The sequence below is a fragment of the Streptomyces sp. GQ60 genome, from assembly GCF_059758875.1.
The window spans coordinates 260,534-281,995 of the sequence record NZ_JCAXEG010000009.1 but is presented as its reverse complement, the minus strand read 5'-3'; the positions used below and the strand labels follow the sequence as shown (position 1 = coordinate 281,995).

17 protein-coding genes are annotated in these 21,462 nt (G+C 71.7%); 9 read left to right on the top strand and 8 right to left on the bottom strand.

Annotated elements, in window-relative coordinates; translation table 11 throughout:
• Window positions 1-124: 124 nt before the first annotated feature.
• From AC6CKD_RS23710 to AC6CKD_RS23695, 4 genes are all read left to right on the top strand, one after another.
• Complete coding sequence (locus tag AC6CKD_RS23710) at window positions 125-874, top strand: TIGR03089 family protein (protein WP_498329680.1); 750 nt, start codon at window positions 125-127, stop codon at window positions 872-874.
• Window positions 875-1,054: 180 nt separating this feature from the next.
• Window positions 1,055-2,335, top strand: coding sequence for an LCP family protein (locus AC6CKD_RS23705; RefSeq protein WP_498329678.1), 1,281 nt, complete (start codon window positions 1,055-1,057; stop codon window positions 2,333-2,335).
• Between the two features lie 222 nt (window positions 2,336-2,557).
• Window positions 2,558-4,291 carry an LCP family protein gene (locus AC6CKD_RS23700; protein WP_498329677.1) on the top strand — a complete coding sequence of 578 codons (1,734 nt, stop codon included), beginning with the start codon at window positions 2,558-2,560 and terminating at the stop codon, window positions 4,289-4,291.
• A 101-nt stretch (window positions 4,292-4,392) separates the two neighbouring features.
• A complete protein-coding gene (locus tag AC6CKD_RS23695; RefSeq protein WP_498329676.1) occupies window positions 4,393-6,087 on the top strand; it encodes an LCP family glycopolymer transferase in 1,695 nt (564 codons plus the stop codon).
• Between the two features lie 76 nt (window positions 6,088-6,163).
• Here AC6CKD_RS23695 and AC6CKD_RS23690 read toward each other — a convergent pair whose 3' ends face one another.
• Window positions 6,164-7,204, bottom strand: a complete 1,041-nt coding sequence (locus AC6CKD_RS23690; protein ID WP_498329675.1) for a glycosyltransferase family 2 protein — start codon at window positions 7,202-7,204, stop codon at window positions 6,164-6,166.
• Between the two features lie 140 nt (window positions 7,205-7,344).
• Here AC6CKD_RS23690 and AC6CKD_RS23685 point away from each other — a divergent pair, with 140 nt between their 5' ends.
• Window positions 7,345-8,883 carry an LCP family protein gene (locus AC6CKD_RS23685; protein ID WP_498329673.1) on the top strand — a complete coding sequence of 513 codons (1,539 nt, stop codon included), beginning with the start codon at window positions 7,345-7,347 and terminating at the stop codon, window positions 8,881-8,883.
• Between the two features lie 13 nt (window positions 8,884-8,896).
• Here AC6CKD_RS23685 and AC6CKD_RS23680 read toward each other — a convergent pair whose 3' ends face one another.
• Window positions 8,897-9,439: an acyl-CoA thioesterase gene (locus AC6CKD_RS23680; protein WP_250736822.1), complete on the bottom strand. Its 543-nt coding sequence runs from the start codon at window positions 9,437-9,439 to the stop codon at window positions 8,897-8,899.
• A 106-nt stretch (window positions 9,440-9,545) separates the two neighbouring features.
• On the opposite strand from AC6CKD_RS23680, the gene AC6CKD_RS23675 reads away from it, so the two are divergent.
• Entirely contained in the window at window positions 9,546-10,898 is a 1,353-nt protein-coding gene (locus AC6CKD_RS23675; protein ID WP_498329671.1) for an LCP family protein, read from the top strand.
• Window positions 10,899-10,956: 58 nt separating this feature from the next.
• On the opposite strand, the gene manB is transcribed toward AC6CKD_RS23675, so the two are convergent.
• Together manB and AC6CKD_RS23665 are read right to left on the bottom strand one after the other, a co-directional pair.
• Complete coding sequence (gene manB / locus AC6CKD_RS23670; RefSeq protein WP_498329669.1) at window positions 10,957-12,039, bottom strand: mannose-1-phosphate guanylyltransferase; 1,083 nt, start codon at window positions 12,037-12,039, stop codon at window positions 10,957-10,959.
• Between the two features lie 252 nt (window positions 12,040-12,291).
• A complete protein-coding gene (locus AC6CKD_RS23665) occupies window positions 12,292-13,464 on the bottom strand; it encodes an acyl-CoA dehydrogenase family protein (protein WP_250736830.1) in 1,173 nt (390 codons plus the stop codon).
• A gap of 251 nt (window positions 13,465-13,715) precedes the next feature.
• Between AC6CKD_RS23665 and AC6CKD_RS23660 the strand changes: the two genes are divergently transcribed.
• On the top strand, window positions 13,716-15,059 hold the full coding sequence (locus AC6CKD_RS23660) for a UDP-glucose dehydrogenase family protein (protein ID WP_498329667.1): 1,344 nt from the start codon (window positions 13,716-13,718) through the stop codon (window positions 15,057-15,059).
• Window positions 15,060-15,173: 114 nt separating this feature from the next.
• Entirely contained in the window at window positions 15,174-16,472 is a 1,299-nt protein-coding gene (locus AC6CKD_RS23655; RefSeq protein ID WP_498329665.1) for a glycosyltransferase 87 family protein, read from the top strand.
• Between the two features lie 16 nt (window positions 16,473-16,488).
• Here the strand turns inward: AC6CKD_RS23655 and AC6CKD_RS23650 are convergent, their stop codons facing one another.
• The 4 genes from AC6CKD_RS23650 to AC6CKD_RS23635 form a co-directional block, all read right to left on the bottom strand.
• Complete coding sequence (locus AC6CKD_RS23650; protein WP_498329663.1) at window positions 16,489-17,565, bottom strand: membrane dipeptidase; 1,077 nt, start codon at window positions 17,563-17,565, stop codon at window positions 16,489-16,491.
• Between the two features lie 205 nt (window positions 17,566-17,770).
• Entirely contained in the window at window positions 17,771-18,982 is a 1,212-nt protein-coding gene (locus AC6CKD_RS23645) for a dipeptidase (protein WP_498329661.1), read from the bottom strand.
• Window positions 18,979-19,515 carry a 5-(carboxyamino)imidazole ribonucleotide mutase gene (gene purE / locus AC6CKD_RS23640; protein ID WP_498329659.1) on the bottom strand — a complete coding sequence of 179 codons (537 nt, stop codon included), beginning with the start codon at window positions 19,513-19,515 and terminating at the stop codon, window positions 18,979-18,981. Before purE ends, AC6CKD_RS23645 begins: the two co-directional genes overlap by 4 nt.
• Window positions 19,512-20,753 (bottom strand): 5-(carboxyamino)imidazole ribonucleotide synthase, encoded by a 1,242-nt coding sequence (locus AC6CKD_RS23635; RefSeq protein WP_498329657.1) that lies wholly within the window; start codon window positions 20,751-20,753, stop codon window positions 19,512-19,514. The genes purE and AC6CKD_RS23635 overlap by 4 nt, the downstream gene beginning before the upstream one ends.
• A 111-nt stretch (window positions 20,754-20,864) precedes the next feature.
• On the opposite strand from AC6CKD_RS23635, the gene AC6CKD_RS23630 reads away from it, so the two are divergent.
• Window positions 20,865-21,413, top strand: a complete 549-nt coding sequence (locus AC6CKD_RS23630) for a GtrA family protein (protein WP_498329656.1) — start codon at window positions 20,865-20,867, stop codon at window positions 21,411-21,413.
• Window positions 21,414-21,462 lie beyond the last annotated feature (49 nt).

Sequence of the window (21,462 nt, the reverse complement as noted above, 5' to 3'; positions counted from 1 at the left end):
AGCCGGCGCCATCCGAGAACTGACGTGCCGTCCGGCCGGGCGGCGATGCCCCTCCTCCGTACGGGGGATCGTGCTGCGGCCGTACGGAGGAGCGGCGCGGGCCGCCCCGCGTAGGCTCTGGTCCGTGAACGCCACTGACCGCACCCCTGCCGACCTGCTGCGATCCGCGCTCGCCGCCGATCCCGGCCGCCCGCTCGTCACCTTCTACGACGACACCACGGGCGAGCGCGTCGAATTGTCCGTCGCCACCTTCGCCAATTGGGTGGCCAAGACCGCCAATCTGCTCCAGGGCGACCTGGGCGCCGAGCCCGGCGACCGGCTCGCGCTGCTGCTCCCCGCGCACTGGCAGAGCGCCGTGTGGCTGCTCGCCTGCGCCTCGGTCGGGGTCGTGGTGGAGGTGGGCGGGGATCCGGGCGGCGCCGATCTGGTGGTGAGCGGTCCGGACACGCTGGAGGAGGCCGCCGCGTGCTCCGGCGAGCGGGTGGCGCTCGCGCTGCGGCCGCTGGGCGGGCGCTTCCCGCAGCCGCCGGCCGGGTTCGCCGACTACGCCGTGGAGGTGCCGGGGCAGGGCGACCGCTTCGCCCCCTTCCAGCCCGTGGACGCGGACGGCCCGGGCCTGGTGGTCGGCGGCGAGGAGCTCTCGTACGCACGGATCTGCGAGCGGGCCCGCGAGGACGCGGCGAAGCTCGGCTTCGGCGAGGGGGCCCGGGTGCTGTCCCGGCAGGGCTACGACACCTGGGAGGGGCTCTCGGCCGGGCTCTACGCGGCCCTGGCCACGGGCGGCTCCGTGGTGCTGTGCCGCAACGCCGAGGGGCTGGCGGACGGGGCACTGGCCCAGCGGATCGAGAGCGAGCGGGTCACCCACACGGCCTGAATCCGCCCGACTCCGGCGTCACCCACACCGCCCAATGCCGGATATGAGCCATTTTGTCACCCACATGGCCCTATACACGGCCGCGCCCCCGGGCCGCATCGATGACCCGGGGGCACGATCGGCACAGGCCGTACTCACCCGTACGGCCCGTACCGGTTCGGGTGAGGGGACGGAACGCGAGTGACGGACAGCGCGGGCATACCGGGCGGCACCGATGCGGCCGGAGGCGAGAAGCCTCCGAACGGCCGCAGGCGGCGCCGCCTGCTGCGCTGGATCGGGCTCGGTACCGGCCTGCTGGCCGTCGTGGGGGCGGGCACGGGCTGGTGGGTCTACTCCAAGCTCGACGGGAACATCGCCGAGGACACCTCCGCCGCCGCCGAGCTGCGGCGCTACGACAAGGAGCGCCCGGCCCACCTGGCGGGCGGCGCCCAGAACATCCTGCTGATCGGATCGGACTCCCGCACCGGCGCGGGCAACGCGCCGTACGGGCAGGACGAGGGCACGCAGCGCTCGGACACCACGATCCTGCTGCACCTGCCGGCGGACCGGAAGAGTGCGACGGCGGTGTCGATACCGAGGGACCTGATGACGGAGATACCCGCGTGCCTGAAGCCGGACGGAATCCGCACCAGGGAGCAGTTCGCCCAGTTCAACTGGGCCTTCGAGTGGGGCGGGACCGCCTGCACGATCCGTACGGTCGAGTCGATGACCGGGATCCGGGTCGATCACCACATGGTGCTCGACTTCAGCGGCTTCAAGAAGATGGTGGACGCCATCGGCGGCGTGGAGGTCTGCCTGAAGCGGCCGATGGACGACACCGAGGCCAAGCTGAAGCTGCCGGCGGGCCGGCAGACCCTGCGGGGGGAGGAGGCGCTGGGCTTCGTACGGGCCCGCCACAGCCTGGGCAACGGCAGTGACACCGAGCGGATGGAGCGCCAGCAGCTCTTCCTCGGGTCGCTCGTGAAGAAGGTGCAGAGCAACGGGGTGCTGCTCAATCCGGGGCGGCTGTACCCGCTGCTGGACGCGGCGACCTCCTCGGTGACCACCGACCCGGGGCTGGCCTCGCTGCGGGGGCTGTACGAACTCGTTCGGGGCGTACGCGACATCCCGACCGACCAGATCAAGTTCCTCACGGTGCCGCGCCGGCCGTACGCCGCGGACGCCAACCGGGACGAGCTGCGCCAGCCGGACGCGACCCAGCTCTTCCAGCGGCTGCGGGCGGACCAGCCGCTCACCATCGCCCCGCCCGCGGCCACGGCCACGCCCGCTCCGGTCCCCCGGCCCGGGGACGGGGACGGGGACCGGGAGGAGGCTTCGGCCGGCCACGAGGCGGACGGCACCGGGGACGACACCGAGGCCGGGTCCACGCGCGGCACCGGGGACGCCCCGGGAACCGCGGAGCCCTCCTCTCCCGTCCCCACATTCACCGGCACCACGGCCGGTGTGGCCGACTGCCGGTAAAGCAATCCCAAAAGCCGGTGTCCGGGCCGAGCTTGTTGGGGCGATTGCCCCGTTGTAAGTGCGTGGAATTCATCACCAGCATGGTTTGCGGCGAACCTGTCCGGATAAGGTGAGCGATCCGGCGCCCGGCCAGCACAGAGGCCGTGTGCCAGCAGCCGGATCGTTGACCGTGCGCCTGGGGGAGGCGCGTCGCGAAGCACCGACGGAGGATTCGAGCAAACCGTGGATGCGCAAAGCCGTGGCCGGGCCGACGAGATCGACCCCGCAGACCAGTGGGTACTCAACCCCCGCACCGGCAACTACGAGCTGCGACTGGAAGATTCCGCTGCGCAAGCACCGTCGCAGCGGTCCGTCCCCCGCGCGGCACCCCGCAGAGCCCCCGTTCCCCCCCGCTCCCCCGCGGCCCCGTCCCCCGCGGTCCCCGGACCGCGCCGCGGTGACGGCCCTCCCCCCGGCGGCCGACGCGGCGGGCGTTCGCGCAAGGTCGGCGGCGGAGGCCGCAAGCGGGCCCTGACGATCACCGGCGGGACCCTGGCGGTGCTGCTGATCGGCGGCTCGGTGGCGGGATACCTCTATTACCAGCACCTGAACGGCAACATCGTGGTCACCGACGTCGGCGACGCGGGAACGAGCGGCGGGTTCAGGAAGGACCAGCCGATCAACATCCTGGTCATCGGCACGGACAAGCGCAGCGGCGCGGGCAACGAGGGGTACGGGGACGCCGGCAGCGTCGGCCACGCCGATACGACGATCCTCTTCCACGTGTCGAAGGACCGCTCCAACGCCACGGCCCTGTCCATCCCGCGCGACCTGATCACCAACGTGCCGGCCTGCCCCACCAAGCAGCCGGACGGCTCGACGAAGGACATCCCCGCCGAGCGCGGGGCCCGCTTCAACAACAGCCTCGGGCAGTCGGGCCGCGACCCGGGCTGCACGATGCGCACGGTGAAGGAGCTCACCGGCATCCAGATCGACCACTTCATGATGGCCGACTTCAACGCGGTGAAGAACCTGAGCACGGCGGTCGGCGGGGTGCCGGTCTGCGTGGCCAAGGACGTCGACGACAAGGACTCCAAGCTCAAGCTGACGGCGGGCGAGCACCGGCTTCAGGGCGAGCAGGCGCTGGCCTTCGTACGGACCCGGCACGCCTTCGGAAACGAGAGCGATCTCGACCGCATCAAGACCCAGCAGCAGTTCCTCAGTTCGATGATGCGCGAGATGAAGTCCAAGGAAACGCTGACGAGTCCGAAGAAGTTCCTCTCCCTCGCGGAAGCCGCCACGAAGTCGCTGACCGTGGATTCGGGGATAGGCTCGATCGGAAAACTCACCGACCTCGCCGGTGAGTTGAAGAACATCGACCTCAAGAACATCACCTTCACCACACTTCCGGTGCTCGACAATCCGGCGGAGAAGGTCAAAGCCACCGTGGTGGTCAACCAGGCCCAGGCCGAACCCCTGTTGCAGATGATCCGGGGGGACGTCTCCCTCACCGAGGTCGAGAAGAAGGAACGGGCCGCGAAGGACGCTGCGGCGGCCGACGCGAAGGCCCAGCTGGACGCCCTCCTGCAGGGCACCCGTGCGGCGGCCAAGGACGTCCGGGTGGACGTGTACAACGGCGGCGGCCCGGCCGGATCCGCGTCCGGCACACTGAACTGGCTGCAGAACACCCAGGGCGTGCCCAAGTCCAGCAACCTGGGCAACGCGCCCGCCAAGGTGGATGCCACGCAGCTGGAGTACGCGCCCAACCAAGCCGATCAGGCCCGGGCGTTGGCGGACATGATGGGACTTCCGGCCACGGCACTGAAGATGGGCACGGCCGACGCCGCGCCCAAGACGCCTATGAAGCTGACGCTCGGCGCGGACTTCAAGGGGGCCGGAGTCTCCATGACGGCGCCTCAGCAGGCACCCGAAGGCGTCCAGCGCGTCGAGGCGGACAAGGCCGTCTGCGCCAAGTGACCGACAGGGGGGCCGCCCGGCCCTCCGCGGTCACGAAATGACGTGCCGGAACACGTCGGACCGGCACAATACCGACACAGAGTGATCGTTATGGGGGACGCGTGAGGCACAGCAGCGTGCAAGGGGAGGGGGCGCCGGGCCGGGCCGGCGACGGCATATCCGGCCCCGGCACCCGTCCGGCGGCCAACGGCGTCGTACCCCCGCCGAGATCCGGCTCCGGCCACCGCCGCGGTGGCGGCAAGCGCCCGACGCGCCGGGGGCGCCGCCGGGTACTGCGCTGGACGGCCTCCATCGTGGCGCTGCTCATACTCGGGACGGCGGCGGCCGGTTACCTCTACTACCGCCACCTCAACGGCAACATCCGCAGCGGCCAGCGCCTGAGCGGCGACAGCGGGGTGGCCAGGAGCGAGGCCGACGCCGCGGGACGGCGCCCGATCAACATCCTGATGCTCGGCTCCGACGTCCGCGACGAGGAGAACGCGAAGCTCGGCGGGGGCTGGGACAACATAGGCGACCCCGCGCGGGCCGACGTGCAGATGCTGATCCACGTATCGGCCGACCGGAAGAACGCCTCGGTGACCTCCGTTCCGCGCGACACCATCGTGGACATCCCGGAGTGCACGGAGCCCGGGACGGGCAAGAAGTTCAAGGCCACCAGGGCGACGATCGACCAGAGCCTCGGGCGCGGGGGGCCCGGCTGCACCCTGGCCACCTGGGAGAAGCTGGCCAAGGTCTACGTCGACCACTGGATGATGATCGACTTCGCCGGTGTCGTGAGCATGGCCGACGCGATCGGCGGCGTCGACGTCTGCGTCAACCAGAACGTCTTCGACCAGTCGGAGCCGGGGTCGGGCACGGGCGGTTCCGGCCTCAAGCTGGAGGCGGGCACCACCAGGATCCAGGGCGAGCAGGCGCTCCAGTGGCTGCGCACCCGGCACGCCTTCGGCAGTGACATGGGCCGGGCCAAGGCGCAGCACATGTACATGAACTCGATGATGCGCGGTCTCAAGAGCCAGAACGCCTTCACCGACCTCCCCCGCCTCACGGGCCTGGCGGAGGCGGCGACGAATTCGCTGCAGGTGTCGGAGGAGATCGGGTCGGTCAAGAAGCTCCTCGACCTCGGCCTGCTGCTCAAGGACGTGCCGATCAACCGCATCACGACGGCCACGATCCCGGTGCTGCAGGCCCCGGGTGACAAGAACCGGCTGGTCGTCAACCCCACGGACGCCGAGAAGGTGTGGGAGCTGCTCCGCAAGGACGTCGCCCTGGACAAGAACGGCGACCCGGCGCCGGCCGAAAGCGGCGGGCCGGCCGAGAGCGGATCGCCCTCGGCGCCCGTCGCGTCGTCCGAGCCGGCCCCCCAGCAGTCCTCCGCGCCTCCGGCCTCCAACCCGGCGAAGGTCGCCGTACAGGTGGTCAACGGCACGGGTGTCGGGGCGCAGCCCGTGGGCAAGCGGGCCACGGCCATCGCGGGCCAGCTGGTCTCCAAGGGGTTCACGCTGGCCAAGGCGGACGGCGCGCTCACCCCGGAGAAGGCGACGGTCGTCCGCTACGCCACGGACGCCCAGGCCGCCGACGCGCAGAGCGTGGCCGCGGCCCTCGGGATTCCGGGCACCTCCGTGCAGAAGTCGGCCGCGGCATCCAAGATCACGGTCCTGGTGGGCGCGGACTGGCGCGAGGGCACCGTCTACCCGCAGCAGGCGCCGCCCGAGGCCGGCTCGGTCCCGGAGACGGCCGACGTGCTCAACGGCACGGACACCAGCTGCATGGACGTGTACGGGCCGTACCGCTGGTGAGCTGACGCCGGAACACCGAAAGGGGTGACCCGGTCCGACGAGGACCGGGTCACCCCTTTCGTGTGCCTACGCGGGCTCAGAGCTCGGCGGGGTCCCGGTTCACCGACGGGCGACGGCTCGCGATGACCTTGGCGGCGAGCGAGCGCGGGCTGGTCAGGAAGCCGTAGCCCCAGCACACGTGCATGGTCGCCAGGGCGACGGGGATCCGCAGCCGGGCCTTCAGCGACAGCCCCTTGCCGGCCGGGACGGAGCCGACGGTGATCGCCGCGAGGTAGCCCGCGGGGAGGACGAAGGCCCACGGGGTGACGGCGGCTCCGACGACCACGCCGGCGGCGATCGCGCAGACGGCGGCCGGTGCGGCGAGGTAGCGCAGGTTGATGGAGCCCGCGTGGTAGCGCGCCACCACGTGGCGCCAGCGCCCGTAGTCCTTGTACTGCTTGGCGAGCGCCCGCACCGAGGGGCGCGGACGGTACTGGACCTTCAGCTCCGGCGAGAACCAGATCAGCCCGCCGGCCTCGCGGATGCGGAAGTTCAGCTCCCAGTCCTGGGCGCGGACGAACTCCACGTTGTACCCGCCGGCGGCCTCCAGGGCCTCGCGCCGGAACACCCCGAGGTAGACGGTGTCGGCCGGGCCCGCCTTGCCGCCGGTGTGGAAGGCGGCGTTGCCGACGCCGATCCGCGAGGTCATCGCGGCGGCGACGGCGTCCTCCCAGGCGTTCTCGCCCTCGGCGTGCATGATGCCGCCGACGTTCTGCGCGCCGGTCTCCTCCAGGAGGCGGACCGCGGTGGCGATGTAATCGGGGGAGAGCATGCCGTGGCCGTCCACGCGCACCACGATCGGATGGCGCGAGGCCTGGATGGCCGCGTTGAGAGCGGCGGGGGTGCGGCCGGTGGGGTTCGGTACGGTCTGGACCCGGGCGCGTTTGTTGGACGCGGTTTCCCGTACCAGCTCGGCGGCGATCTCGTCGGTGCGGTCACTGGACGGCCCGAGCGCGATCACCACTTCCATCTCACCCCCGTACTGCTGTCCGAGGATGTGGTGGACCGAGTCGCGCAGATGGCGCTCCTCGTTGAGTACCGGCATGATCACCGAGACTGCGGGCTGCTGGGCGGGCATGTGGTCCTTCAAGGTCGGGTATCGGTGTCACGTTACCGCTTACGGGGGACCCGGGTGCGCGCCGGATGAGCAGTACGGACAACGGCTGATCGTATGGGCCTACTGTTCTGACGAATCTGCCGAACGTGCGAGGTGTCCCCGTGCCCCAGCCGCACCGTCCCACCCGACCCGCCCTGCCCGCCCGGTCCGCCCGGCCGTCGCAGCGCGCGCCGCGGCCCGGCGGTCCGGCCGTCCCCCCCGGCGGGAACCGGCCGGCGGGCGGGAACCGGCCGGCGGACAGACCCCGCTGGGGGGTCCGGCTCGCCGCGGGGCTGTCGGTGCTCGTCCTGGGCTCGGGGGCCCTCGGGCACGCGGTGATGACCGGGCTGGACACCGGGATCCAGCGCGTGGACCCCTTCAAGGACATGAAGAACCGCCCGCAGGCCGGGCACGGGGTGAACTTCCTGCTCGTCGGCACCGACGGGCGCGACAAGATCACCCCCGAGGAGAAGCGCGAGTACCGCCTGGGCGGCGCTCCCTGCCACTGCACCGACACCGTCATGCTGGTCCACCTCTCGGCGGACCGGTCGCGGGCCAGCGTGGTCAGCCTCCCCCGCGACAGCTTCGTGGAGCTGCCCGCGCACGTGGACGGCTCCAGCGGCAAACCGCACGGGCCCCATCCCGTGAAGCTCAACGCCGCCTATGCCGAGGGCGGCCCCCAGCTGACCGTGCGCACCGTCGAGCGCATGACCCGCGTGAAGATCGACCACTACCTGGAGGTCGACTTCACCAGCTTCATGAAGACGGTCGACGCCATGGGCGGCGTGGAGATCTGCACCGCCAAGACCATGCACGACCCCAGCACCGGCCTCGACCTGCTCCCCGGCACCCACCGGCTCAGCGGCGGCCAGGCCCTGCAGTACGTGCGCTCGCGCCATGTCGACGGGGCCTCGGACCTGGGCCGGATGCAGCGCCAGCAGCGGTTCGTCGCCGCCCTGATCAAGCAGGCGACCGGGGGCGGGGTGCTGCTCAACCCCGTCAAGTTCAAGCAGGTCAGCTCCACCCTCCTGGGCTCGGTCCGCGCTGACAAGGGCTTCGGCTCGGAGCAGATGCTGGCGCTCGGGCAGGCGATGCGCGATTTCACCCCGTCCTCCTCGGAGTTCGCCTCCGTGCCCGTCGGCAACCCCTCCTTCCCGGTCAAGGGCATCGGCTCCACCGTGAAATGGGACGAGGGGAAGGCCGCGAAGCTCTTCCAGGCTCTGCGCGACGACCGCCCCCTGACCCCGGCCCCCGCCCCCGGCCGGCCGGTGCGCCGGCAGCCGGCGGTGCCGGTGGACGTGCCCCCGCGGCAGGTCCGGGTCCAGGTGGAGAACGGCACCCGGATCGACGGGCTGGGCACCCGGGTGGACTCGGCCCTGCGCGCCACCGGCTTCGACACCACCCGGGCTCCGGGGAACGGCGCGAGCCGGGAGGTCAAGCGCACGGTGATCACGTACGACCCGCGCTGGGACCGGTCGGCCCGCTCGGTGTCCACCGCGCTGCCCGGCAGTGAGCTGCGGGCCGTGCGGGGGCAGGGGCGGACCGTCGTGGTGATCGCGGGCGCCGACTTCCGCAAGGTGGTGGCGGTCCGCGCGGAGGACCCCTACCAGGGCGAATTCGGTGTGGTCACCGGTGACCAGGTGGTCTGCGGCGGCTCCTGACGGCCCGGGCCGTCTAGACGTCGGCGTCCAGCCCCTGTGCGGACCGCTCCTCGCGCAGGTCGCGGATGGCCTGGCGGCGGGCGAGCCGGTGGGTGCGGCGGATCTGGGCCTCCTGGTAGCGCCGCTCGTCCCGCTCGGTCTCCCGGATCACCTGCGGGACCTCGCGGGGCTTGCCCTCGGCGTCGACCGCGGTGAAGACGAGGTAGGCGCTGCCGACCTGGGTGGCGGGGGTGGACTCGTTCCACCGCTCCGCGAGGACCCGTACGCCGATCTCCATGGAGGAGCGGCCGGTCCAGTTGCACTGGGCCTTGACGTGGACGAGGTCGCCGACGCGGACCGGGGCGAGGAAGGCCATCTCGTCCATGGAGGCGGTGACCGCCGGGCCGCCGGAGTGGCGGCCGGCCACGGCGCCGGCCGCGTCGTCCACCAGCTTCATGATCACGCCGCCGTGCACCGTGCCGAGGAGGTTGGTGTCATTGGCGGTCATGATGTGGCTCAGCGTGGTGCGGGACGCCGAGATCGGCTTTCCCCGCAGCTCGCCCGGTATCTCTGTCATGGAGACAGCTTAAGTGCGGCCCGCCGGCATCAGCTCTGCAACAGCACCGGTACGAACGGCCCCCGGGGCTGTTCCGCGACCCGCCCGGCCAGGCATTCTTGGGCACATGAGTGACTGGGACGGGTGGAGCGGCGAGCAGGACCAGCGGGGCCGCCGCGATGACGGGTACGGCCGCGGCAGCGGCCAGGCGGAGCCGGAAGGCGCACGGCGGATGAGGCACGTCCAGCGGCCCGGCCCCGGCCCCCAGGCGTCCCGCCAGCCGCAGCAGCCGCCGCGCCGCCCGGCCCAGCCGCCGGCCGGGCCCGCGTACGTGCCTCCACAGCAGGACGGCTCGTACAGCGGCAGCGGCGCCGGCGGCTTCGACAGCGGCTACAACACCGGCCAGGTCTACGGCGGCGGCCACGGCGGCCGTCCGCCCGCCGGGCCGCGCGGGCGCGGACCGGGCGGCCCCGGCGGCCCGGCCCGGCCGGCGGGACCGGCCCCGGACTGGCGCAAGCGGATCAAGATCGGCTCGATCGTGCTGGTCTCGGGCCTGCTCGTGACGGGCATCGGCACGTACTTCTGGGCCGACTCCAACGTGCGCCGCGAGGTCGACCTCTCCAAGGTCATCGAGCGCCCGAAGGAGGGCGACTGCACGACCTACCTGATCGTGGGCTCCGACAGCCGTGAGGGCATGTCCGCCGAGGACAAGAAGAAGCTCCACACCGGCTCGGCCGAGGGCAAGCGCACCGACTCGATGATGATCCTCGCCAAGTGCTCCAGCGGGAACACGATGATCTCCCTGCCGCGCGACTCCGACGTGGAGATCCCGTCCTTCGTCGGCTCCGAGTCGGGCAAGAATTTCGCGGGCACGGGCAAGCGGACCAAGCTGAACGCGGCGTACGCGGAGGACGGCCCGGAGCTGCTGGTGCGGACGGTGGAGTTCAACACCGGCCTGCGCATCGACCACTACGCGGAGATCGGCTTCGCCGGCTTCGCCAACATCGTGGACGCGCTGGGCGGGGTGGAGCTGAACATCGAGGAGGGGTTCAAGGACGAGAAGTCCGGGGCCGACTTCAAGGAGGGCACCCAGACGCTGAACGGCGAGCAGTCGCTGGCCTACGTACGGACCCGCTACGCCTTCGCCGACTCGGACCTGCAGCGGACCAAGAACCAGCAGAAGTTCCTGTCGGCGCTGGCCGGCCAGGCGGCGACCCCGACGACGATCCTGAACCCGTTCTCGCTGTACCCGGTGCTGGGCGCGGGTCTGGACACGCTGATCGTGGACAAGGACATGGGCCTGTACGACATGGGGTCGATGTTCTTCGCGATGAAGGGCATCAGCGGCGGCGACGGCGTGTCCATGAACATGCCGATCTCCGGTGAGCGCGGCGGCAACCTCGTCTGGGACAAGGCCAAGGTGCGGCAACTGGTCCAGCAGATCCAGAAGGACGAGAAGGTCACCGTCCGCGGGAACTGATCACGCCGGAGGGCGCCCGGGACCGGGCGCCCTGATCCGCAAGACGGGCCCCGGGCCGCTAGGCGTCGGAGGAGAAGCGGATCGCCGCGTCGGGCAGCCGCGCCCCGCACCAGATCCGGGCCCCGGCGCGGAGCTCGTTGTCGGCCCCCACGACGGCTCCGTCGCCGATGACGGCGGCGTCCAGTACGGTCCGTGCGCCCACCGAGGCGCCGGCGCCGATCAGGCTCGCGGACACCTGCGCGTCGGGGCCGATGACCGCGTCCGCCAGCACGATGGAGCCCTGGACGACCGCGCCCGCCTCGACGCGGGCTCCGGCGCCCACGACGGTGCCCCCCGACAGCTTGGCCCCGGCCGCGACCTGGGCTCCGGGCAGGACGAGGGACTCGCCGTGGCGTCCGGGGACGGCCGGGGAGGGGACGACGCCGCGGACCAGGTCGGCGGAGGCCTGGATGATCGCCTCCGGCTTGCCGAGGTCCATCCAGTACGTGTTCTCCGTGACCCCGTGCAGGGTGGCCCCGGAGGCGAGCAGGCCCGGGAAGGTCTCGCGTTCCACGGAAACGGACCGGCCCGCCGGGATGGTGTCGATCACGCTGCGCCGGAAGACGTAGCAGCCGGCGTTGATCTGGTCGGTGATGATCTCCTCGGGCGTCTGCGGCTTCTCGGTGAAGGCCAGCACCCGCCCGTGGGCGTCGGTGGGGACCAGGCCGAAGGCGCGCGGGTCGTCGACCCGGACCAGGTGCAGGGAGACGTCGGCGTCGGCCGCCTTGTGGGATTCGACGAGCCCGGCGATGTCCAGGCCGGTGAGGATGTCCCCGTTGAAGACGAGCACGGAGGAGTCCGGGCCGCCGGTGAGCAGCCGCGCAGCGTTGCGGATGGCGCCGCCGGTGCCGAGGGGCTCGTCCTCGACCACGTACTCCAGGTGGACGCCGAAGGCGGACCCGTCCCCGAAGTAGGGCTCGAAGACCTCGGCGAGGTAGCAGGTGGCCATCACGATGTGCGTGACGCCGGCGGCGGCGGCGCGGGCTATCTGGTGGGCGAGGAAGGGGACGCCTGCCGTGTGGACCATCGGCTTCGGCGTGTTCACCGTGACGGGGCGCAGCCGCGTCCCCTGTCCGCCGACCAGCAGGATCGCTTCCGTCATTTGCGTTCTCCCCAACCGGTTCCGGCGTACGAAGGTCCAAATTTAGCCCATCCGGGTAAGGCTTCAGGGCCCGAGCCGGATGTATGCGCCGGGCCGCGCGCCCGTACGGCCGAAGCGCCCCGGCGTGCCCCCAAATGACCGGGCCGGGCCGGCGCACCGGGCGGCGGCCGCCCTGCGCCCCGCCCCGCGCCGTACGCGAACGACCCCCGGCGCGGTGTCAGGGGTCGTTCGCGTTGGCGCAGGTCAAACCGACTACGGCAGGTTGCGGGCCATGACGATGCGCTGGACCTGGTTCGTGCCCTCGTAGATCTGCGTGATCTTCGCGTCGCGCATCATGCGCTCCACCGGGTAGTCACGGGTGTAGCCGTAGCCGCCGAGGAGCTGGACCGCGTCCGTGGTGACCTCCATGGCCACGTCGGAGGCGAAGCACTTGGCCGCGGCGCCGAAGAAAGTGAGGTCCTCGTGCGGGCCGCCGCCGGAGACGCGCTCCGAGCGGGCCGCGGCCGCGTAGGTCAGCTGGCGGGCGGCCTCGATCTTCATGGCCATGTCCGCGAGCATGAACTGCACGCCCTGGAAGTCGCCGATCGGCTTCCCGAACTGCTTGCGCTCCTGGACGTAGCCCTTGGCGTAGTCCAGGGCGCCCTGGGCGATGCCCAGCGCCTGGGCGGCGATGGTGATGCGGGTGTGGTCGAGGGTCTTCATCGCGGTGGCGAATCCGGTGCCCTCGGCGCCGATCATGCGGTCGGCGGGGATGCGGACGTTGTCGAGGTAGACCTCGCGCGTCGGGGAGCCCTTGATGCCGAGCTTCTTCTCCGGGGCGCCGAAGGAGACGCCCTCGTCGGACTTCTCGACGACGAAGGCGCTGATGCCCTTGGAGCGCTTCTCCGGGTCGGTGACGGCCATGACCGTGTAGTACTCGGAGACGCCCGCGTTGGTGATCCAGCGCTTGACGCCGTTGAGCACCCAGAAGTCCCCGTCGCGCACGGCGCGGGTCTTCATGCCCGCGGCGTCCGAGCCCGCGTCGGGCTCGGAGAGGGCGTACGAGAACATCGCGTCGCCCTTGGCCAGCGGGCCGAGGTACTTGGCCTTGAGCTCTTCGGATCCGGAGAGGATCACCGGGAGCGAGCCCAGCTTGTTGACCGCCGGGATGAGGGAGGAGGACGCGCAGACGCGGGCCACCTCCTCGATCACGATCACCGTGGCGAGGGCGTCGGCGCCCGCGCCGCCGTAGGTCTCGGGCACGTGGACGGCGTGCAGGTCGCTGGCGACGAGGGCGTCCAGGGCCTCCTGCGGAAAGCGGGACTCCTCGTCGACCGCGGCGGCGAAGGGCATGATCTTCGCCTCGGCGAGCGCGCGGACGGACTCGCGGAGCATGTCGTGCTCCTCGGCCGGGCGGTACAGGTCGAAGTCGGCAGAACCCGCCAAGATCTCTCACTCCCCAGGTGGTGCGTGGTGTTAACTACCGTTAAGTAGCTCAAGCTTAGTGTCCGGCCGCCGACCGCGACACGGCCGTCGCACGTGAGTTGCGTGACAGCGGGGCCGGTACGGGCGCAGGGCAGGCGACGGCGGGGTGGCGGCAGAGCGGCGGCCCGGTGGCGGACTCCGGAATGCATCCCCGGCCACCGGCCCGACTATGCTCGGTTGCCGCGAACGGCCCCGCACCTCCAGGAGCACTCATGGCCCCCCTCAAGATCACTGTGATCGGCACCGGATACCTCGGCGCGACCCACGCCGCGGCTATGGCGGAGCTGGGGTTCGAGGTGCTCGGGCTGGACGTGGTGCCGGAGAAGATCGCCATGCTGGCCGCCGGGCGCGTGCCCATGTACGAGCCCGGGCTGGAGGAACTGCTGGCCGCGCACGTGGCCGGACTGCCGGGCTCCACGGGCCGACTGCGCTTCACCACCTCCTGGGAGGAGGTCGGCGCCTTCGGCGACGTCCACTTCGTCTGCGTGAACACCCCGCAGAAGCACGGCGAGTACGCCTGCGACATGAGCTACGTCGACTCCGCCGTGGAATCGCTCGCCCCGCACCTGACCCGGCCCGCCCTGGTCGTCGGCAAGTCCACCGTGCCCGTCGGCTCCGCCGAGCGCCTCGCCGCGAAGCTGACCGCGCTCGCCCCGGCCGGCGAGGAGATCGAGCTCGCCTGGAACCCGGAGTTCCTGCGCGAGGGCTTCGCCGTCCAGGACACCCTGCACCCGGACCGGATCGTGATCGGCGTCGACGGCGAACGCGCCGAGAAGGTCCTGCGGGAGGTCTACGCGACCCCCATGGGCGAGGGCACCCCGCTGGTCGTCACCGACTTCCCCACCGCCGAACTCGTCAAGACCGCCGCCAACTCCTTCCTCGCCACGAAGATCTCCTTCATCAACGCCATGGCCGAGGTCTGCGAGGCCGCCGGCGGCGACGTGGTGAAGCTGGCCGAGGCCATCGGCCACGACGAGCGCATCGGGAAGAAGTTCCTGCGCGCCGGCATCGGTTTCGGCGGCGGCTGCCTGCCCAAGGACATCCGCGCGTTCATGGCGAGGGCCGGCGAGCTCGGTGCCGACCAGGCCCTGACCTTCCTGCGCGAGGTCGACTCCATCAACATGCGCCGCCGCGGCCACATGGTCGAGCTGGCCCGCGACGCCGTCGGCGGCTCCTTCCTCGGCAAGCGCGTCGCCGTACTCGGCGCCACCTTCAAGCCGGACTCCGACGACGTCCGCGACTCCCCCGCGCTGAACGTGGCCGGCCAGATCCACCTCCAGGGCGGCCAGGTCACCGTCTACGACCCCAAGGGCATCGACAACGCCCGCCGCGTCTTCCCCACCCTCGGGTACGCCGACACCGCCCTGGACGCCGCCCGCGGCGCCGAGGTGGTCCTGCACCTCACCGAGTGGCGGGAGTTCCGCGACCTGGACCCCGCCGCCCTCGGCGAGGTCGTCAGCGACCGGCTCCTCCTCGACGGCCGCAACGCCCTCGACCCCGACCGGTGGCGCGCGGCCGGCTGGACCTACCGCGCGATGGGCCGGCCCCGCGCCTGACGTCCGCAGCCCTTGATCCGCTTCGTTCCGGAATGAGCGGTTTCGCATCTCGTCACCGGATCGTTGGCGAGACCACCCGGGGCCGCGCACGAGGGATCGCTAGACTCACGGCCGATGACCAGTACGAGCACGACCATCGACTCCGCACTCCGGGGGCGCGCCGGCCGCCTGGCCATGGCGGGATTCTGGCTGGCCACCCGGACCCTGATGGTGGTCCTCCTGGTGGTGAACCTGCACGGCACCTCATCGGTCCGCGTGGAGATCACCCAGACCTACAACAACTGGTACGACGTCCTCGTCACGGGGACCATGCCGCACGACGACGTCATGTGGCAGTACCCTCCGGCCGCGGCGGCGATCTTCCTCTCGCCCGACCTGCTGCCCTTCCTCAGCTACTTCCAGGCCTTCGTCGCGCTGACCGTGATCTGCGACGCGCTGATCGCCGTCGGCCTGGTCCGCGCCGCCCGCCGCGCCGACGGCAGCCTGGCCGGTGCCGTGCTGTGGCTGACCACGCTGCCGCTGCTGCTGTCGCTGCCCTTCGGGCGCTACGACCTCCAGGTCACCCTGCTCGCCGTCGGCTCGCTGCTGTGCCTGCGCTTCCGCCGCAAGCTCGGCGGGGTCCTCGCCGGAGTCGGCGCCCTGGTCAAGGTCTGGCCGCTGCTCACGCTGATCGGCACCCCGCGCGGCCGCACCACCCGCGACGCCGTCCTGTCGGCCGTGGCGGCGGGGGCCGTACTGCTCGCCGTGCTCGCGCTGTTCTTCCGCGACACCCTCGGCTTCCTGGGCAACCAGGGCAACCGCGGCATCCAGGTCGAGTCCCTCGGCGGCTCCGCCCTGATGCTCGGCAAGCTCGTCGGCGCGTGGTCCGGGAAGGTCGAGGTCCGCTACGGCGCCTACGAGTACCTCGGCCCGTACGTCTCCAGCGTCGCGCTGCTCTCCGTCGGCCTCACGGTCGTCGGGTTCGCCTGGCTGCTGCTGTGGCGGGTGAAGGCCCGGCGCTGGACGACCGCGACCCCGCTGGACGCCGCGCTGTGCGCCATCCTCGTCTTCACCATCACCAGCCGCGTGCTCAGCCCGCAGTACCTCATCTGGCTGGTCGGCCTCGCCGCCGTCTGCCTGACCTGCAAGCACACCACGCAGCGGCCGGTGGCCTGGCTGATCGTGGCCTCCACCGCGCTCAGCACGGCGATCTACCCGCTGACCTACGGCTCGGAGATCCTCCCGGGCACCGGTTTCGGCACGTTCCTGCTGGTGCTCCGCAACGGCCTGCTGGGCTGGGCCGCCGTCTGGTCCTGCCTGCTCCTGTGGCGGGCGAGCGTGAGCCCGGTCCCCGAATCCGGCAACGGGAACGGCGCCGGGAGCGTGCCGTCCCCGGCGCCCAAGGCCGGCTCCGAAGTGCCGGCACGGGTCTAGGCCGCCTAGCTCGCGCTCAGGACGCCCTGCGGTGCTGCGCCGCGCGGGCCGTGAACTCCGCGTCGCGCACCACCCGCTGGGCGTTCCCCCAGGTCAGCAGTGCCAGGTCGGTCTCCGGCCAGCCCCGTTCCAGGAGTTCCGCGATCAGCCGCGGATAGCCCGAGGGGTCCGTCAGGCCGGCCGGCCGGGGGATGCCCGGCTCGGCGCCGAAGCCGGCGCCCAAGCCCACGCAGTGGGGGCCCGCGACGGCTCGTACGTGGTCCACGTGGTCCGCCACGGCGTGCAGGGAGTCCCCGGTGAGCGCGGTGTCGAAGCTGACCATCGCCAGGCCGTTCGCCGCGCGCAGCGCGAGCAGCACCTCGTCGGTCACGTTGCCCGGGTGCGGATTGAGGGCGGCCGCCCCGGTGTGCGAGATGATCACCGGCGCCTTGGAGGCCGCGGCGAGCTGGCAGGCGGGTGCGGGCGGGCAGCCGGTGAGGTCCAGCAGCATCGCCAGCCGGTTCATCTCCTTGACCACCTCGTGGCCGAAGGCGGTCAGCCCCTCCGTCGCCCAGGAGGCCCCGGCCGGCGCGAGGATCCGTACGCCCAGCGCGTGGAAGGCGCGCAGCGCGCCCAGCGAGTCGGTGAGGGTGCGGCCGGACACGGGGCCGAGGAAGGAGGCGATGCGGCCCCGGTTGCGGGCGTCCCCCAGGTCGTCGGCGGTCAGCGCGAGACAGAGGTCGTCGGGGTACCGGCGCATCAGGGCCAGGGCCCCGTCGATCTGTTCGAGGGTGTCGGACACCACCTGGTCGGTGGCCGCGGCCTCGCGCGGCGTGAGCAGCGACCAGAACTGGGCACCCACTCCCCCGGCGCGCAGCCTCGGGATGTCGGTGTCGACGCCCGTGTCCGAGGTGTCGATGTCGTGGTACGGACTCTCGCGCAGGGTCCAGACGAGGGTGTTGCAGCCATCCGCGACGGGATGGACGCTGAGCAGTGCGGCGGCCCGGTCCAGGGCGCCCGGGAGCAACGTGCCGGTGGGATCCTCGGCTCCTAGGGAGCCGGGGCCCACGGGGGTCACCGGGTCCGTGTGCGGTTCGTCCTGCAGGTCGGCCATGGCGTGCGCTCCGGTCTCGGCGGCTGTGTCGTTGCGAAAAGCAGCGGGAGAGAAGCAGGGAAGATGTTGCCACGGTGACATGTGGGACGCCGGAGGCGCCCGGCGGATGTGGCGTTCGGGTGTAACCAGCAGGTGTCCGCTGGTCACAGCCGCGCGCCGGATCCGCCGGGCGGGGCGGGTCAGGACGTGGCGGGGCTCCTCGGCCTCACGCGTGGAGCACCGCGTTGGACGGGCCGCGGGAGGCCGACTGCTCGCGCGCCACCGCTTCGGCGTCGCGCAGCGCCCGTACCGCGTTCGACCAGGTCAGCTTGGCCAGGTCGGCCTTGGACCAGCGGCGTTCCAGCAGCTCGGCGACCAGGTTGGGGTACCCGGCCACGTCGTCCAGCCCGGCCGGGGTGAAGGCGGTGCCGTCGTAGTCCCCGCCGATGCCGATGTGGTCGACGCCGGCCACCTCGCGCATGTGGTCGAGGTGGTCGGCGACCGTGGCGGCCGTGGCCACCGGGCGCGGCCGCGCCTCCTCGAAGGTCCGGTGCAGGGCCATGGCCTGCGGGGTGGTGTCGAGGTGGTGGTAGCCGTGCGCGCGCAGGTTCTCGTCGGCCGCCAGGGTCCACTCGACGGCCGCCGGGAGGATGAACTTGGGCACGAAGGTGGCCATCGCGACCCCGCCGTTGGCCGGCAGCAGCGCCAGCACGTCGTCGGGGATGTTGCGCACGTGGTCGCAGACCGCCCGGGCGGAGGAGTGCGAGAAGACCACCGGCGCGGCCGTGACCTCGAGCGCGTCGCGCATCGTGGTCGCGGCGACGTGCGAGAGGTCGACGAGCATGCCGATCCGGTTCATCTCGCGGACGACCTCGCGGCCGAACTCGCTCAGGCCGCCGTGCCGGGGCTCGTCGGTCGCCGAGTCCGCCCAGTCGATGGTGTCGTTGTGCGTGAGCGTCATGTACCGCACGCCGAGCCGGTGCAGGGCGCGCAGCGTGGCGAGCGAGTTGTTGATGGAGTGCCCGCCCTCGGCACCCATCAGCGAGGCGATCCGGCCCTCGGCGCGCGCCGCCTCCATGTCGTCGGCCGTCAGGGCCCGCACCAGGTCGCGCGGGTAACGGTCGATCAGCTGGGCGACGACGTCGATCTGCTCCAGGGTGGCGCTGACCGCCTCGTCGCCCGCGTAGTCGGAGCGCACGTAGACCGACCAGAACTGCGCGCCGACCCCGCCGGCACGCAGCCGGGGGATGTCCGTGTGCAGGTGGCCCTTCTGGTCGCGGCCGATGTCGCGCCGGTCCAGGTCGTAGCGCACGGTCTGGCGCAGGGCCCAGGGCAGGTCGTTGTGTCCGTCGACGACCGGGTGTTCCGCGAGCAGTTCGCGCGCCGCCTCCAGGTGCCGGGCGGCGCCCGTCCCGCCCGCCGTGCCCGCCGCGCTCACTTTCCGAATCCGAAGGAGTCCTGGCCGGCGACCTTGGTGCGCAGCCGCTTGCCCTTCTCCGTGGCCTGGTCGTTGAGGTCCTGCAGGAAGTCGTTGACCCGGCCCAGCAGCTCCGGGTCGTGCGCGGCCAGGATCCGTACGGCCAGCAGCCCGGCGTTGCGGGCGCCGCCGATCGAGACGGTGGCCACGGGAACCCCGGCCGGCATCTGAACGATCGACATCAGCGAGTCCATGCCGTCCAGGTACTTCAGCGGGACGGGTACGCCGATGACCGGGAGCGGGGTGACGGAGGCGAGCATGCCGGGCAGGGCCGCGGCCCCGCCGGCACCCGCGATGATCACCTTCAGGCCGCGGTCGGCGGCCTGCTCCCCGTACGCGATCATTTCGCGCGGCATCCGGTGCGCGGAGACCACGTCGACCTCGTAGGGGATCTCGAACTCGTCGAGGGCCTGGGCGGCCGCCTCCATGACGGACCAGTCGGAGTCCGAGCCCATGACGATGCCGATGACGGGAGCTGCTGCGGGGGTGCTCATGCGGTGATGGTTCCTCTGAGGTAGCCGGCTGCGTGACGTGCTCGCTCCAGCACATCGTCCAGGTCGTCGCCGTAGGTGTTGACGTGGCCGACCTTGCGGCCGTGTTTCACGTCCTTGCCGTACATGTGGATCTTGAGCTGGGGGTCGTGGGCCATGCAGTGCAGGTACGCCGCGTACATGTCGGGGTAGTCCCCGCCGAGCACGTTGGCCATGACCGTCCACTTGGCACGGGGGCGCGGGTCGCCGAGGGGGAGGTCCAGGACGGCCCGTACGTGGTTGGCGAACTGGGAGGTGACGGCACCGTCCTGGGTCCAGTGGCCGCTGTTGTGCGGGCGCATCGCCAGTTCGTTGACCAGGATCCGGCCGTCGGTGGTCTCGAAGAGCTCCACGGCCAGGTGGCCGGTCACGCCGAGTTCCTTGGCGATGCGCAGGGCCAGGGTCTGGGCCTCGCCGGCCAGGGCCTCCGAGAGGTTCGGGGCGGGGGCGATGACCGTGTCGCAGACCCCGTCCACCTGGACGGACTCCACGACGGGGTAGGACACGGCCTGGCCGTGCGGGGAGCGGACGATGTTGGCCGCGAGCTCGCGGACGTAGTCCACCTTCTCCTCGGCCAGGACCGGGACGCCCGCCTTGAACGGGGCCTCGGCGTCCGCCTGCGTACGGACGAACCACACGCCCTTTCCGTCGTACCCGCCGCGCACCGTCTTGAGGATGACGGGGAACCCGCCGACCTCTTCGGCGAAGGCCGCCGCGTCCGCCGGATCGCTCACGATCCGGTGGCGGGGGCTGGGCGCGCCGATCTCGTCGAGCTTGGCGCGCATCACCCCCTTGTCCGCGGCGTGCACCAGCGCGTCGGGCCCCGGGCGGACGGGGATGCCGTCGGCTTCCAGGGCCCGCAGGTGCGCGATGGGCACGTGCTCGTGGTCGAAGGTGATCACGTCACAGCCGCGCGCGAAGGCGCGCAGGGTCTCCAGATCGCGATAGTCGCCGATGACGACGTCGCTCACGACCTGGGCCGCCGAGTCCTGTGGGGTGTCACTGAGGATCTTGAATCTGATGCCGAGGGGGATACCCGCCTCGTGGGTCATGCGGGCGAGCTGTCCGCCGCCGACCATGCCGACTACCGGGAACGTCACTCCTCCAGGATATCCGGCGGTATTCCGCCATCTGGACGCGCATCGGGGTGGCCGTGGCCGGTACGCGGCTGTCGCGGGCGGCGGGTGTGCCGTGTGTCGCACGGTGTCCGAAGGCGCAGACGTACCCGCGGGGCGACACTTAGCATGGGCGCGCACAGACAAAAAACGTGTGACGCCTCATACGGGGGCCCCGAAGACAGGACTGAGCCTCATATGAGCAAGCCGGAGAACGGATCCGTCCTCGACCGCGTGCGCGGGCTCGCGCGCGAGATCGCCAGGTTCGGGGCCGTCGGCGGGCTGGGGGTCCTGGTCAACCTGGGCGTCTTCAACCTGATCCGGCAGGTCACCGATCTCCAGGTGGTGCGCGCGAGCGTGATAGCCACCCTGGTGGCCATCGTCACGAACTACCTGGGCTTCCGCTACTTCGCCTACCGGGACCGGACCGATCGGACCGGGGCGGGCCGCACCCGTGAGTTCGGGCTGTTCGTCGCGTTCAGCGCGATCGGGCTCGTGATCGAGAACGGCATCCTGTTCACGGCCACGTACGGCTTCCACTGGGACGGGCCGCTCGCCTCGAACTTCTTCAAGTTCACCGGCATCGGCATCGCCACCGTGTTCCGCTTCTGGTCCTACCGGACCTGGGTCTTCAAGGCCCTGCCCGCGCCGCCCGCGGCCTCGCTGGTCGTCGAGCAGCGTGACGGTCAGGCCCCGGCGGACATACAGGCCCCGGCGGTCCGGACCCCGGAGACCGCCGCGAACTGAGGCAGGCCCCTGCCTCCCGCCCCGCCTCGCATCCTGCCTCCGGCCGCCC